Genomic DNA, 14428 nt, shown 5'->3' with positions numbered 1-14428 from the left:
CGTAACTTTCCCGTGCGGGTCGCGTTCGGTCGCGCTAAGAGATCGATCGACGGCGAAACGTCACATCAGGATGCCCCCAGGAGCTGCTGAAACGTCACGCCGACGCCAGTTCCCGCCGGGCCGCCCGCCGTCGGGCCGCGACCTCGGGGTCGAGGGCGGGTACGGCGGCCAACAGTTGCCGGGTGTACGGGTCCTGGGGGTTGTCGTAGACCTCGTCGGCGGATCCGGTCTCGACGATCCGGCCGCGGCGCATCACCGCGACCCGGTCGCTGACCTGGCGGACGACGGCGAGGTCATGGGCGACGAAGACGAGCGCCAGGCCGAGTTCGCGCTGGAGCTCGCCGAGCAGGGCGACGACCTGGGCCTGGGTGGTGACGTCCAGCGCGGAGACCGGCTCGTCGCAGACGATGACGCGCGGATCGGCCGCGAGCGCCCGCGCGATGCCCACGCGCTGGCGCTGACCACCGCTGAACTCGTGCGGATAGCGCTCGTAGTGCGCCCCTTCGAGCCCCACGCGCTCCAGCAGTTCGATCACGCGCCCCCGGATACGCCTCTCGTCGCTCCCCCGTTCTCGGCTTCGCTCGAACGGGGGGACCCCCATGCCACGCGCGCGTAGCGGATCGGCTATCGACTCACCCACGCTGCGCCGGGGGTTGAGGGACGACACCGGGTCCTGGAACACCATCTGGACGGCCGGCCGCACGCCCACGCGCGCGTGCCCCTCGTAGCGGACCTCCCCCGCCGTCGGCTCCAGCAGCCCGACCAGCATCCGCCCGAGCGTCGTCTTGCCGCTGCCGCTCTCGCCGACGATGCCGAGGGTCTCGCCCCGGTGGACGGTCAGCGACACGTCGTCCACGGCCGTGAACGCCCCCTTGCCGCGCCCGAATTCGCGCCGCAGGCCGGACGCCTCCAGCACGGCCTCCTCGGTCGCCTGTGAGGGCGCGCGCACCGCGTCCACGCGCGGGACGGCGGAGAGCAGTTCGCGCGTGTACGGCTGCGCGGGCGCCCCCAGCACGGCGGCGACCGGACCCTGTTCGACCACGCGCCCGTGCCGCATGACGAGCACCCGGTCGACGCTCTCGGCGGCGACGCCCACGTCGTGCGTGACGAGCAGCAGGCCCATGCCGGTCTCCTCGCGGAGGGTGTGCAGCAGGTCCAGGATCTGGGCCTGGACGGTCACGTCGAGGGCGGTGGTGGGCTCGTCGGCGATCAGCAGGTCGGGCTCGCAGGCGAGCGCCATGGCGATCAGCGCGCGCTGGCGCATGCCGCCGCTGAACTCGTGCGGGCGCGACCGGGACCGGCGGGGCGCGTCCGAAATGCCCACCCGGTCCAGAACCTCCACGGCACGCGCGCGTGCGGCCCGTCGCGACACGCGCGTGTGCACGCGGTACACCTCGGCTATCTGGTCGCCGATCGCGTAGTACGGGTCGAGGGAGGACAGCGGGTCCTGGAAGACCATCGCCGCCTTCGCGCCGCGCAGCCGCCGCAGTTCCTCGTCGGAAGCCGCCGGTACGTCGGTACCGGCGACCTCGATCGTGCCGCCGACCCGGGCGCCCGTGCCGCGATGCAGCCCGAGCAGGGCCGAGGCGACGGTGGACTTGCCGGAGCCGGACTCGCCGACCAGGGCCAGGGCGGCGCCCGCTTCCAGGCTGAAGGAGAGTCCGTCCACGGCCCGCAGGTCGCCGAACTCGACGGTCAGATCAGTGACTCGGACGAGACTCACGTCAGTACCACCCGTCGGTCGGCCACCGCGTACAGCACGTCCGCGACGGCGTTGGCGATGACCACGAAGAAGCCGATGACCAGGACCATTCCGACGACGACGGGCAGGTCGACCACGTTGACGGCGTGGACGAGTTCCTGGCCGATGCCGGGCAGTCCGAACAGCGTCTCGGTGAGCACCGCGCCGCCCACGGCCGAGCCGACGTTGTTGGCGTTCAGCGCGATGACCGGCGCGAGCGCCCCTCGCAGGGCGTGCCGTCCGACGATCGCCCGGTCCCCGACGCCGTACGCGCGGAAGGTGCGGATGTGGTCCTCGGCCAGCGTCTCCAGCATCGACGACCGGGTCAGCCGGGCGAACGAGGCGGCCTCGATGAGGGCCAGGGACAGCCACGGCAGCAGCAGGTTCCACGCCCATTGTTCGGGGTCGTCGGTGAAGTTGACGTACTGCGGGAAGGGCAGCAGCTGCAGTTCACCGCAGACGACGATCATCAGCACGAGGCCGATGACGAAGACCGGGGTGGCCCAGCCCGCCAGCGTGAGGGCGGTCAGGACGCGTTCGGTGAACCGGCCGCGCCGCCAGGCGGAGAGCACGCCGCTGCCGACGCCCAGGACGAGCCAGAGCACCATCGCGCCGAGGACGAGCGAGAGGCTGACCGGGAGCTTGGTGAGGATGATGCTCAGCACCTGCTGGTCGGTCTGGTAGGAGAGCCCCAGGCAGGGCGCCGAGCAGTGCTCCACGGAGGTGCCCGTCGAGTAGTCCTGGCCGACGAGCAGGCCCTCCAGGAAGTGCCAGTAGCGCACGTACAGGGGGTCGTCGAGGCGCAGTTGCTGGGCCACCTGGTGCACCTGCTCCGGGGAGCAGCGCGGGCCGCAGGTGATCTGGGCGACGTTGCCGGGGGTGGCGTAGAAGACGACGTAGACGATCACCGAGATGGCCAGCAGGGTCACGACGATGCCGATGGCACGGCGGAGCAGGAACCCACCGAAGCCGCTCATGCGGACCCCTCCTCGGCGGACGCGGCGGACGCGGCGGATCCGGCGGCCCCGCTGGATCCGCCGGATCCGGCGGATCCGGCGGACTTCGGGGACCCGGTGGCCCTGGCCTCCCGCTTGCGCCCCGTGCCGACGCTCAGCCGGGACGCGGCGCGCGGGTCGAGGGCGACGCGGACGCCGTCGCCGAGGACGGTCAGCGCGAGGACGGTCACGAAGAGCGCGCCGGCCGGGAGCAGCAGGTACTGCGGGGCCGCCTGGTACCAGACGTCGGCGGCGGTGAGCATCTGCCCCCAGGACGGCGTCGGCGGCTTCACACCGACGCCGAGGAACGACAGGGCCGCCTCGGTGCTGATGTTGACCGGGATCAAGATGGACGCGTACGTGATGACCGGCGCGGCCAGCCCGGGCAGGAGTTCGCGGCAGGCGATGCGCCAGGTGCCCCAGCCGCTGAGCCGCGCGGCGGCGACGTAGTCGAGCCCCTTCAGGGTGAGCGTCTGGGCGCGCACGATCTTCGCGGTGTTGCCCCAGGCGATGAACCCGATGACGAGCGTGACCAGGACGGGCCGCGGGAAGCTCTGCGGGACGATCGCGAGCAGCGCCAGCGACATGACCATCAAGGGCATCGCGACGAAGATGTCGGTGAACCGGCTCAACAGTTGATCAACCCATCCACTGCCGAGCGCGGCCGCCACCCCGATGCCGAGCCCCAGGAGGACCTGGATCACGGTCGCCGCCAGCGCCACACCCAGGGAGACCCGGGCGCCGTACACCAGGCGGGCGAAGAGGTCCCGCCCGGTCTGCGGCTCCACGCCCAGCCAGTGGTCGGCGCCGATGCCCCCGAAGGAGCCGATCGGCACGCCGCCACGCGCGGAGTCGATGAGGGACGGGTGGTAGGTCGTCGGGTCCTGGCCCTCGATCGCGGTGAGCAGCGGCGCGGCGAGCGCGACCAGGACGAGCAGCGCGACCACGGCCGCCGCGACGAGGGCGGCGCGCTGGGTGCGCAGCCGCCGCCAGAACTGACGGGCCCCCGAGACCCCCGAGGCGATCGCCTCGGGGGCCTGGGTGGCGACAAGTGCCTCGCTCACGGCGCTACTTCACCGCGACCTGGGAGATGTCCAGGACGCCGGTCCAGTCGCTGATCACGACGTTCTTGATGTCCTTGCCGACCAGTCGCTTGTAGACGGGGTGGAACAGCGGCACGGTCAGCGCCTGCCCGGCGATCTTCTTGTCCAGCGCACCCCACCGCTTGGCGGCCGCGTCGAGGTCGGTCAACTTGTTGATCGCGTCAATCTCGGCATTGACCGAAGCATCGTTGAGCAGGCCCGTGTTGAAGTTCGCTCCGTCCTTGACGATCTGCCGGCCGTCGAAGATCGGGGCGAGGAAGGGACCGCCGGACGGCCAGTCGGCTCCCCAGTGGGCGAGGAAGAAGCCCGGCTCCGTCTTGACGCTGTGGATCTTGTCCTTGTAGTCGTTCTCCTCCAGGCCCTCCAGCTTGACCGTGATACCGGCCTTCTTGAGCGCGTCCTGGACGGCGGTCGCGATCTCCGGGCTGGTCTCGAAGTCCTTGCTGTTGGAGTGGGTCAGCGTCACGGTGAGCCCGTTCGGGTAACCGGCCTCCTTCAGCAGCTCCTTGGCCTTGGCCGCGTTGCCGGTCCCGCCCGCCGGGAACAGGTCGTACGGCGTGTAGCCGAAGGACTTCTGGTTCGGCAGGAAGGTGGTCGCGGCCTCGGCGAGCGCGCTGCCGCCGGCCGCGTTGATGACGGACGACCGGTCGATGGCGTACGAGATCGCCTGCCGCACCTTGGCGTTGTCGAACGGCTTGGCCGTCGGGTTGAACGCGATGTAGTTCGTGTAGCCGAAGTGGCCGGTGCCGACCCGCGCGGCCAGGTCCTTGTCGCCGGTCACCTTGGCGAGTTCGGCCGGGCCGAGGTTGGTATCCGTGGTCACGGCGGTCGCGTCCGCGCCCTGGGACGCCGACAGCCGCTGGTTGATCACGGAGGAGTCGAGCCCGGAACGCACGTCGACGGTGTCCGGGTAGGCCTTGCGCTGGTCGTCGACGGCCGACGACCAGTACGTGTTGCGCTCCAGCACCACGTGCTCACCGTCGTTCTCGTTCTTCACGACCTTGTAGGGGCCGGACGAGACCGGGTGCTCCTCGTACTTCGTGCCCGTGTCCTTGGCCTTCGGGACGGGCGTGAACTGCGTCTGCGTGGCCAGGTACGGGAACTCGCCCTCGGGCTTGTTCAGGTGGAAGACGATGGTGCGGCTGTCCGGCGTCTCGATCGCCGAGAGCCCCTTCTTGTCCTTGTACGGCCCCTGGTAGTCGGCCGCGCCCACCAGCCAGTCCCGCAGGTAGGGCGCGCCGCCGGAGAGCTCGGGGGCGAAGGAGCGCTCGATGCCGTACTTGATGTCGGCGGAGGTGATCGAGGTCCCGTCCTCGTACTTGAGGCCCTTCTTCAACGTGTACGTCCACACGGTCGCGTTCTCGCTGGGCCGCCCGGTGTCGGTGGCCAGGTCGGGGACGACCTTGGCGCCGGCGGCGCCGTTCGCGCGGTTGCGGGTGGTGAGCGTACGGAACACCAGGGAGGGCACGTTGCCCCCGCCGGAGGTGTAGAGGCGGGCCGGGTCGAAGTCCGACTGTGGGTCGGAGTTCAGGACCGTGAGCGTGCCGCCCTTGTGCGGCGTGGAGTCGCCACCGGAGCCCTTGGCATCGTTGTCCTTCGGCCCGCAGGCGACGGCCCCCGCGGCCACGACAAGGCTGACGGATGCCACGGCCATGCGGCGCGCTGTGGCGGACGGTTGACGCATCGGAATGACGACCTCTCGGAAGGCGTGTCTCGACTGACGAGACAGATAGACGAGGAGTGAGACGAAAGTGAACAGACGTCTGCCCGGGCGCCAGGTCGTCGAGAGAGCCGTGACCGAGTCACGGCGAGGGAGAAGAGAGATCGCGACGCGAACGCCCAGGGGCGAGAGTCAGCGACAGTGGATGTCGGCCACGCAGAGCGCGGTCACGCCGATGAGCGCCAGCTCGATGGCGGCGCGCACGGAGGCATGACGGGGCGACATGCCCAGAAATATGTATGAACTTTCTGCCCATGTCAATGTGACGTATGCGCCACCTGTCAACTCTTCGGGAACGGCCAGGGGTTGGGCAGACAGTGGATGCCGTCGTGGTCGAGGAACTTGGTCTGCTGCTGCATGACCGGCGCCAGCTCGCCGTCCTTGTCGCAGGTCACATGGCCGTAACCGAGCCGGTGGCCGACCTCGTGGTTGATCAGCATCTGCCGGTAGGCGTGGATCTTGTCTCCGTACGTCTTGCTGCCCTGCGCCCATCTGTACGCGTTGATCATCACGCGTTCGGTGGCGGCCGAGTCGCACGACACGTTGTCCTCGGTCGTGTCGAGGCCGGACTTGGCACACCACTCGGCGGTGGTTCCCGGGCTCGCGAGAGTGATCACGAAGTCGGGCTTGCCGGAGTAGACGCGCTCGAAGGTACGGGCGCCGTTGTGGGCCCAGCTGCGGTCGTCGTTGAGCGTCTTCTGCACGGCGGCGGCGAACAGCTCGCCGTCCAGCCCGAGCCCCTGCTCCACGTCGACGCGGTAGGTGTACTTCTGCCCCTTGCCGGGCGCCTTGGCGATCCCGGGCACGGCGTCGAACTTCCCGGACCCGGCCAGCTTGGCGCCGAGCGGGTACTTCTTGTCCATCGCCTGCTCGTACGAGAGCGTCGCCACGCGCGGCGAGGCGGAGACCGACGGTGTCGTACGGCCGTTGCCGCGCGAGGCGGAACCGTCGGTGGCCCGCGTGTCGCCGGCCGCCGACCGGGACTGGGCGCCGCTGTCGCCGCCGTCGGCGACCTGCCCGGCGACGATCACCGCGAGCACGGTGGTGACGGCGGCGGCCGCGACACCGGCGAAGGCCCGCCCCTTGCCGCCCTTGGGCTGCGCGGGTTCACCGGTGGGCGGCGCGTCGTCATCGCCCTTGCCGTCGCCGCCGTACGGCTCGGAGGCGAGCGGGGAGGTACGCGGGCCGGAGGAGGGCGGATACGTTTCCGCACGCTGGGCGCCGATGCCCGGGCGGGGCGTGAGGACGTCGACGTCCTCGCCGAAGGCGTCGACGTAGTCCTGCCGGGGCCCGCCGGGCCCGCCACGCCGCTGCCGGGGTATCGACGGCCCGGCCGTCCCGGGGGCGTCGGCACCGGCCTGCCCGCCCACCTCGCCCCAGCCACCGCCCGCCTCCCGCTGCTGGGGGTGACCGCCACGGGCCCGGGGGACACCATGGGCGGGCGTCCCGTCCGGGAAGCGGGGAACACCGTGGGCCGGGGTGCCGTCGGGGTACCGGCGCACACCGTGCGCGGGCGTACCGTCCGGGAACCGAGACGGCCCCTGGCCGGGCACACCGCCGGAAGGCCTAGGCATGCCCTGCACGGGCGTGCCGTCCGGCAGGCGGGGGGCCCCTTGAGCCGGTGTGCGGTCCGCGGAGCGCGGAACACCACGGGCAGGCGTACCGTCCGCGAATCGCGGCACCCCACCCGCCGGCGTGCCGTCCGGCAGGCGCCGCATCCCCTGAGCCGGCATACCGTCAGGCAGGCGCGCGGCCCCTTCCGCAGGGGTGCCGTGGGTCGGGCGCGGCACTGCCGGCCCGGTGTCCCCGCGGTCGCCCTTTCCCGAATCGCCGTTCCGGTTCGGACCTATGTCGGTTATGTCCCCGGCGTCGCCTTTGGGTGCCGGGCGGCGGCGGCTGTGGCGTCCCACCCGCCCCTCAGCTCCCCGCGCCCGGCGTGACCGTATCGGCGCCCAACCCGTCGGCGTCCGCGAGGAGTTCACGGAACGCCCCGGCCACCGCCGCCGGGTACTCCATCATCGCCACATGCCCGGCGTCCGGCATGGACAGCAGCCGGGAGTGACGGAAGGTGCGTGCCGCCCTCTGCGCCATGCGGTAGCCGACGAGCTGGTCGCGGCCGCCGTAGATCAGCAGGGTCGGGGCGAGGACTCGCTCGGCCTGGCGCCAGAGCCCGTGCTGCCCGCCCAGGGTGTACGCGTTGACGATCCCGCGCGCGGAGCGCGCCATCGCGTCCCAGAAGTACGGCAGCCGCAGCCGCCGTTCCAGCTCCTCCACCGCGTACTCGAACGCCTCGGGCGTGACCCGGCCCGGATCGCCGTAGCAGAGGGCCAGCACGCCCCGCACCCGCTGTTCGGCGGTCCACTTGCCGGTCGCGCGGGTGAGCAGTCCGGCGACGCCGGGCAGGCCGAGCAGCACCGTCGGCATGGCCGTGCGCTGCACGCGCAGTTCGGGCAGGGCCGGCGAGATGAGCGTGAGCGTGCGGACTAGGTCGGGGCGGACGGCGGCGACGCGGGTGCTGACCGCGCCGCCCAGCGAGTTGCCGAAGAGATGGACCGGACCGCGGCCGACCGCGTCGAGGTAGCGGATGATCGCGCGCGCGTGCCCGGTGACCGAGTAGTCGCCGTCGTCCGGCGGCGGGGAGTCGCCGAAGCCCGGCAGATCGACCGCCTCGCCGTCCACGACGCCTTCGAGCCGCTGCATCAGGTCCGACCAGTTCTGCGAGGAGCCGCCGAGCCCGTGGACGTACAGCGCGGGCGGCAGGCCCGTGCGCGTGGGCGGCCTGGACCGGACCGTGAGGGTGACGCCGGGCAGCCCGACCGACCGCAGCCGCTCGCCCTCCGCGACTCTGACGGCCGCCGCCTTCGGGAGCACGCTGGTGGGCGGCACTGATGGCAGCTCGGTCGAAGACATGGGCCAATGTTACGAGACGATCACACAGTGATTCGTGTGTTCGCCATCACAGAACCACCCGGGCGAGCCGCCGCGCGGCACCACGGAAGGTGCGCCGACGAGCCGTCGACGAGGCCGCGGGGACGGCCGTCGGCTGCATCCGGGGTGAACGGCCGTCGATGGCATAGCGTCCGCATCCGGTGTCTCCTACGCTCATAAAGAGGGCACCCGTTTATGGCCCCCTGCTTCTGCCAGGGACATTCGATGGAAGGGAGCCCACCATGGCCCATGACCCCACCGACCCCGACGTGCTCGACGATCTGGAGCCGGAGGCGGAGGACGCTCCGGAGATCGGCGTCGAGGCCCCGGAGGGCGACGCAGCCGAGCAGCACACGGACATCGCACCGTCCCATGACGACCCGCTCACCGGTGTGGACGAGGACCGCGCGAACGAGGCCGATCTCATCGAACAGGCGCGCGTGGTCTCCCTCGACGAGGACGACTACCGCTGACCGTGGAGGCTCCGACGGGTCCGCCTGGCCTGTCCGCATTTCCCGGTGCGGCTTTCGCCGTCGTCCGGTACGTGAAATTCTGCGCTCGCACCACGCACAGCACGGTTACCGAAAAGTACGATGGCCGGGCGGCGTAATCCGCATGTGGACGATTTTGGGAGGCGGCGTGACAGCCATCGAGCAGACAGAGGCGGCGCGCCCGCGGGGCACGCGCCTGCCGCGCCGTGCCCGTCGGAACCAGTTGCTGGGCGCCGCCCAGGAAGTTTTCGTCGCGCAGGGATATCACGCGGCCGCGATGGACGACATCGCCGAACGCGCCGGTGTCAGCAAGCCGGTGCTCTACCAGCACTTCCCGGGCAAGCTCGACCTCTACCTGGCCCTGCTGGACCAGCACTGCGACGCCCTGATCCAGGCGGTGCGCGGGGCGCTCGCGTCGACGACCGACAACAAGCAGCGGGTCCGGGCGACCATGGACGCGTACTTCGCGTACGTCGAGGACGACGGCGGCGCCTTCCGCCTGGTCTTCGAGTCCGACCTGACGAACGAGCCCGCGGTGCGCGAGCGCGTCGACAAGGTCACCAACGAGTGCGCCGAGGCGATCTGCGACGTGATCGCCGAGGACACCGGTCTCTCGCGTGCCGAGTCGATGCTGCTGGCCTCCGGTCTCGGCGGCCTCGCCCAGGTGGTGGCCCGCTCCTGGCTGCACAGCGACCGCAGCGTCCCGCGCGACCAGGCGGTGCAGCTGCTGGCCTCGCTGGCCTGGCGGGGCATCGCCGGTTTCCCGCTGCACGGCACCGACCACCACTGAGGCGTCACGGGCCCGCCGTCCCGGCATTCCCGTTCGCTGTTCGCTCCTGGCGTGCACGCCCGCAGCGTGTACGTCCCCTCACCGGGCTAATGTGTGCTGCGTACGGCGCGGAAGGTCGCGCACTTCACTGACCGTCGGAGGGACATAGCCGTGGAGGTCAAGATCGGCGTGCAGCACGCGCCCCGCGAGATCGTGCTGGAGAGCGGTCTGAACGCCGAGGAGGTCGAGCGCCTCGTCGCCGACGCGCTCGCCGGTAAGTCGCAGGTGCTGTCCCTGGAGGACGAGCGCGGCCGCAAGGTGCTGGTCCCGACGGACCGCCTGGCGTACATCGAGCTCGGCGAGCCGACGGTGCGCAAGGTGGGCTTCAGCGCGGTCTAGCCACAGCAGTACGAAAGGGGCCCGGTGGACGTGTGTCCGCCGGGCCCCTCCGTCGTGTCCGCTCTCCACATCCGGTCCACAAGTCACCCACAGAGGAGGATTGCATTCCGCAGGTCACGGGTATGACGCCCTACGACCGTGAAGCAACGGCCGGCCGTGGGAGGGACCACTCGTGATGCTGCTGGAAGTCCTTGGATCCGCACTGCTCGGCATGGCCCTGTCGTGGGCCGCGGCCAGCCGCCTTTCCCACCGACTTCCGGCCCGCCCCCTGGTGTTCTCCACAGGTGTCGCAGGAGCCCTCTTCGGCGACTTCGTCACCCACAGCGCGCTCGGCCCCGGCACGGCCCTCGTAAGCCTTCTGGGTGCCGCGATCGTCTCGGCGGCGTCGCTCTCGCTGCTGCTCCGCCCGGCGGGCCGCCATGTGCGCCGACGATCGATCCCGGCGTAGCTTCGAGCGCCCAAGACCGTTTCAAGCGCCCCGGGCCGAAGGGCCCTCGCAGGGGCGCGGGGAACTGCGCGGCCCAGCCACCACACACCCGCAGCCGCGCAACTCCCCCTGATTCCCGCCTCAGAGCGCACAGAGCGCTAGGCGGCCAAGCCCAGCGCAGCCATCCGCTTCGTGTGCGCCTCGGTGATCCGCGAGAACATCCGCCCCACCTCGGCGAGATCGAACCCGTCGGCCACCCCGCCCACCAGCATGGTCGACAGCGCGTCCCGGTCGGCCACCACCCGCTGGGACTGCGACAGCGCCTCCCCCATCAGCCGCCGCGCCCACAGCGCCAGCCGGCCCCCCACACGAGGGTCGGCGTCGATGGCCGCCCGCACCCGCTCCACGGCGAACCCGGCGTGCCCCGTGTCGTCGAGCACGGCCAGCACCAGCTCGCGCGTGTCCGAGTCCAGCCGGGCCGCGACCTCCCGGTAGAAGTCACTGGCGATCGAGTCGCCGACGTACGCCTTGACCAGGCCTTCCAGCCAGTCCGACGGCGCCGTCTGCCGGTGGAAGCCGTCGAGGGCCGCGACGAACGGCTCCATCGCCTGCGTCGCGTCCTCGCCGATCTCCGTCAGCCGGTTCCGCAGCCGCTCGAAGTGCTGGAACTCGGCCGACGCCATCTTCGCCAGCTCGGCCTTGTCCACCAGCGAGGGCGCCAGCTTGGCATCCTCCGCGAGGCGCTCGAACGCCGCGAGCTCGCCGTACGCGAGCGCGCCGAGCAGGTCCACGACCGCGGCACGGTACTGCGGGTCGGCGGCCGCCCGCGCCCAGTCCTGGGCGGCGACACCGGTCGGTTCGGCGGAGGCGGTCTCAGGCTTGTCAGAGCTCGTCATGAAGCGCAGAATAGCCCGCCCGCCGCCTCCGGGAAGCCCCGAGGAAGACCCGGGGAAGACCCGACAAACCCTCAGGGAAGACCCTGGAAGTCCCGCAGAAGTCACAGGGAAGCCCCAGGTCAGCCACTGTGACTACCACGACGTGACCAAATCGGCCATCGCATGTGCACGATTCCGGGGTATGGTGGTAATGCGCCTGCTGGTACGCCGTCGTATTCGGACGTACCTCGACAGGCCGCACGTATGAGGATGCCCGGTCGGTGGCCCGATCGGCTCCGACCCGACAGCCCTCCCGGCGCGTACGGCACATCGCGTACGACGACCGGAGGGACACCTCAGCGGTACGAGCGCTAGAGCGTCGGCAGAGGTCCCGTGTCATACGGCGTGCCCCACACGGCCCGCCCGTAAGGCAGCCGACGTCCCCCGGCACGGTCCGTCAAAGACCCCCGCGCTCGCCTCGGACCGCGACACACAGAAGAGGCAGCACCCTGACTACGACGTTTCGAGACCTCGGGATCCTCCCCGAGACCGCCGAGGCCCTGGAGGCCGTCGGCATCATCTCCCCCTTCCCCATCCAGGAGATGACACTCCCGGTCGCCCTGTCCGGTACCGATGTCATCGGCCAGGCCAAGACCGGCACCGGCAAGACCCTCGGTTTCGGTCTGCCGCTCCTGGAGCGCGTGACCGTCCCCGCCGACGTGGAGGCCGGTCGCGCCGCCCCCGAGGCCCTCACCGAAGCCCCGCAGGCGCTCGTCGTCGTCCCCACGCGCGAGCTCTGCACCCAGGTCACCAACGACCTGCTGACGGCCGGCAAGGTCCGCAACGTGCGCGTGCTGGCCATCTACGGCGGCCGGGCCTACGAGCCGCAGGTCGAGGCCCTGAAGAAGGGCGTCGACGTGGTCGTCGGCACCCCGGGCCGGCTCCTGGACCTCGCGGGCCAGAAGAAGCTGAACCTGAAGCACATCAAGTCGCTCGTCCTGGACGAGGCCGACGAGATGCTCGACCTGGGCTTCCTGCCCGACGTCGAGAAGATCATCAACATGCTTCCGGCCAGGCGCCAGACCATGCTGTTCTCGGCGACCATGCCGGGCGCGGTCATCGGCCTCGCGCGCCGGTACATGAGCCAGCCCACCCACATCCGCGCCACCGCGCCGGACGACACGGGCGCGACCGTCGCGAACACCAAGCAGTTCGTCTACCGCGCGCACTCCATGGACAAGCCGGAGATGATCGCCCGCATACTGCAGGCCGACGGCCGCGGACTGGCGATGATCTTCTGTCGGACCAAGCGCACGGCCGCCGACATCGCCGAGCAGCTCCAGCAACGCGGGTTCGCCTCCGGCGCGGTCCACGGCGACCTCGGCCAGGGCGCCCGCGAGCAGGCGCTGCGCGCCTTCCGCAACGGCAAGGTGGACGTCCTCGTCTGCACCGATGTGGCCGCGCGCGGCATCGACGTCGAGGGTGTCACCCACGTCATCAACTACCAGTCCCCCGAGGACGAGAAGACGTACCTGCACCGCATCGGCCGTACGGGCCGCGCGGGCGCGAAGGGTACGGCGATCACCTTCGTCGACTGGGACGACATCCCGCGCTGGCAGCTCATCAACAAGGCGCTGGAGCTTGGCTTCCCAGAACCGGTGGAGACGTACTCGACCTCCCCGCACTTCTTCGAGGAGCTCAAGATCCCGGCCGGCACCAAGGGTGTCCTGCCGCGTTCCGAGCGCACCCGGGCCGGGCTCGAGGCGGAGGAGCTGGAGGACCTGGGCGAGACCGGTGGCCGTGGTGGCCGCGGTCGCGGTGGCCGGGACGACCGTCGCGACCGGGGCGCGGCCCGCTCCGAGGAGCGCGAGCGTTCGGCCCGCACCCCGCGCCGCCGCCGTCGCACCCGCGCCGGTTCGGCGCTGGACCCGGCATCCGGTACGACGTCCTCGGCGCCGGCCGCCGAGTCCGCGTCCCCCGCGGCCGAGTCCGTCACGGCGTCGGAGCCCGCCGGCTCCCGCACCCCGCGCCGTCGGCGCCGTACACGCGGCGGAGCGTCGCCGGAGCCGGTGGCGGCCGCCGCCCCGCAGACCGTGACGCCGCAGACAGTGACGCCGGAGGCGGTCGTCGAGACCGTCGAGGCCGTGGCCGAGCCGGTCGCTCCGGAGAAGCCGCGCCGCCGTCGGACCCGCAAGGCCGCGGAGGCCGTGGTGACGTCGGCCGAGGCCACGGAGGCTCCGCAGGAGACCGCCGAGACCGTCGAGGCCCCGGTGACGCCGGTCCGCCGTCGGACCCGCAAGGCCGCCGAGCCCGCCGAGGCGGTCGTGACGACGCCGGAGCCCGAGGTCGCCGAGGAGCCCAAGCCGCGCCGGACCCGCAAGACCGCTGCCGCCGCCGAAACGGCCGTGGACACGGCGGAGTCCGTCGAGGCGGAGGCCAAGCCGCGCCGCCGGACCCGCAAGGCCGCCGAGGCCGCGGTGGACACGGTCGAGGCGACGGAGTCGAAGCCGCGCCGCACCCGCAAGACCGCTGCCGCCGCTCCGGTGACGACCGAGGCCGAGACGGAGACGGAGGCCGCCAAGCCGCGGCGTACCCGCAAGACCGCGGCAGCCGCCGCGGAAGCGGCCGTCGACACGGCCGAGGCCACCGAGGCCAAGCCGCGCCGGACGCGGAAGACGGCCGCCGCCACCGAGACGGCCGCCGCCCCGGAGACCGCCGAGGTCGCGGAGACCAAGCCGCGCCGGACGCGGAAGGCCGCCGAGGCCGCCGTCGAGACGGCTGAAGGCACCGAGGTCAAGCCCCGCCGCACCCGCAAGACCGCGGCAGCCGCCGAATCGGCGGTGGACACGGCCGAGGCCACCGAGGCCAAGCCCCGTCGCACCCGGAAGACGGCCGCCGCCACCGAGACGGCCGCCGCCCCGGAGACCGCCGAGGTCGCGGAGACCAAGCCGCGCCGGACGCGGAAGGCCGCCGAGGCCGC

Annotated in this window: 13 protein-coding genes; 5 read left to right on the top strand and 8 right to left on the bottom strand. The window is 71.7% G+C overall.

Translation table 11 applies throughout. From position 1 onward, the window contains the following. Positions 1–94 precede the first annotated feature (94 nt). The 7 genes from AB0D59_RS25375 to AB0D59_RS25345 all read right to left on the bottom strand — a co-directional run bounded on the left by AB0D59_RS25375 (position 95) and on the right by AB0D59_RS25345 (position 8469). Positions 95–1723 (bottom strand): ABC transporter ATP-binding protein, encoded by a 1629-nt coding sequence (locus AB0D59_RS25375; protein ID WP_362569483.1) that lies wholly within the window; start codon positions 1721–1723, stop codon positions 95–97. Continuing rightward, positions 1720–2718: an ABC transporter permease gene (locus AB0D59_RS25370; RefSeq protein WP_362569480.1), complete on the bottom strand. Its 999-nt coding sequence runs from the start codon at positions 2716–2718 to the stop codon at positions 1720–1722. The genes AB0D59_RS25375 and AB0D59_RS25370 overlap by 4 nt, the downstream gene beginning before the upstream one ends. Then, complete coding sequence (locus AB0D59_RS25365; protein ID WP_362569477.1) at positions 2715–3800, bottom strand: ABC transporter permease; 1086 nt, start codon at positions 3798–3800, stop codon at positions 2715–2717. The genes AB0D59_RS25370 and AB0D59_RS25365 overlap by 4 nt, the downstream gene beginning before the upstream one ends. A 4-nt stretch (positions 3801–3804) precedes the next feature. Beyond that, a complete protein-coding gene (locus tag AB0D59_RS25360; protein WP_362569474.1) occupies positions 3805–5523 on the bottom strand; it encodes an ABC transporter substrate-binding protein in 1719 nt (572 codons plus the stop codon). 168 nt (positions 5524–5691) lie between these two features. Further along, positions 5692–5784: an Ms4533A family Cys-rich leader peptide gene (locus tag AB0D59_RS25355; protein ID WP_323185132.1), complete on the bottom strand. Its 93-nt coding sequence runs from the start codon at positions 5782–5784 to the stop codon at positions 5692–5694. A gap of 56 nt (positions 5785–5840) precedes the next feature. Continuing rightward, the gene (locus AB0D59_RS25350; protein WP_362569471.1) at positions 5841–7469 is read right to left on the bottom strand and encodes a DUF3152 domain-containing protein; all 1629 of its coding nucleotides are present in this window, start codon (positions 7467–7469) and stop codon (positions 5841–5843) included. 7 nt (positions 7470–7476) lie between these two features. After that, positions 7477–8469 (bottom strand): alpha/beta hydrolase, encoded by a 993-nt coding sequence (locus AB0D59_RS25345; protein WP_362569468.1) that lies wholly within the window; start codon positions 8467–8469, stop codon positions 7477–7479. A gap of 260 nt (positions 8470–8729) precedes the next feature. Here AB0D59_RS25345 and AB0D59_RS25340 point away from each other — a divergent pair, with 260 nt between their 5' ends. From AB0D59_RS25340 to AB0D59_RS25325, 4 genes are all read left to right on the top strand, one after another. Continuing rightward, entirely contained in the window at positions 8730–8960 is a 231-nt protein-coding gene (locus tag AB0D59_RS25340) for a hypothetical protein (protein ID WP_362569465.1), read from the top strand. A 166-nt stretch (positions 8961–9126) separates the two neighbouring features. After that, complete coding sequence (locus AB0D59_RS25335) at positions 9127–9768, top strand: TetR/AcrR family transcriptional regulator (RefSeq protein ID WP_362569462.1); 642 nt, start codon at positions 9127–9129, stop codon at positions 9766–9768. 150 nt (positions 9769–9918) lie between these two features. After that, positions 9919–10146, top strand: coding sequence for a DUF3107 domain-containing protein (locus AB0D59_RS25330; RefSeq protein ID WP_046730492.1), 228 nt, complete (start codon positions 9919–9921; stop codon positions 10144–10146). 175 nt (positions 10147–10321) lie between these two features. Beyond that, positions 10322–10594, top strand: a complete 273-nt coding sequence (locus AB0D59_RS25325) for a hypothetical protein (protein ID WP_362569459.1) — start codon at positions 10322–10324, stop codon at positions 10592–10594. Between the two features lie 137 nt (positions 10595–10731). On the opposite strand, the gene AB0D59_RS25320 is transcribed toward AB0D59_RS25325, so the two are convergent. Next, positions 10732–11478, bottom strand: a complete 747-nt coding sequence (locus AB0D59_RS25320; RefSeq protein WP_351704751.1) for a ferritin-like fold-containing protein — start codon at positions 11476–11478, stop codon at positions 10732–10734. A 572-nt stretch (positions 11479–12050) separates the two neighbouring features. Between AB0D59_RS25320 and AB0D59_RS25315 the strand changes: the two genes are divergently transcribed. After that, positions 12051–14428, top strand: a 2378-nt coding sequence (locus AB0D59_RS25315; RefSeq protein WP_362569456.1) for a DEAD/DEAH box helicase, incomplete at its 3' end; no start/stop codon positions are given.

The sequence above is a fragment of the Streptomyces sp. NPDC048417 genome, assembly GCF_040651615.1.
Lineage (GTDB): Bacteria > Actinomycetota > Actinomycetes > Streptomycetales > Streptomycetaceae > Streptomyces.
This window is presented reverse-complemented; position numbering and strand designations above follow the sequence as displayed.

Bases quoted from the DNA above. Each gene is read 5' to 3' on its own strand.
- AB0D59_RS25370 (WP_362569480.1), bottom strand. From the start codon at position 2,718: ATGAGCGGCTTCGGTGGGTTCCTGCTCCGCCGTGCCATCGGCATCGTC.
- AB0D59_RS25360 (WP_362569474.1), bottom strand. From the start codon at position 5,523: ATGCGTCAACCGTCCGCCACAGCGCGCCGCATGGCCGTGGCATCCGTC.
- AB0D59_RS25355 (WP_323185132.1), bottom strand. From the start codon at position 5,784: ATGTCGCCCCGTCATGCCTCCGTGCGCGCCGCCATCGAGCTGGCGCTC.
- AB0D59_RS25345 (WP_362569468.1), bottom strand. From the start codon at position 8,469: ATGTCTTCGACCGAGCTGCCATCAGTGCCGCCCACCAGCGTGCTCCCG.
- AB0D59_RS25340 (WP_362569465.1), top strand. From the start codon at position 8,730: ATGGCCCATGACCCCACCGACCCCGACGTGCTCGACGATCTGGAGCCG.
- AB0D59_RS25325 (WP_362569459.1), top strand. From the start codon at position 10,322: ATGCTGCTGGAAGTCCTTGGATCCGCACTGCTCGGCATGGCCCTGTCG.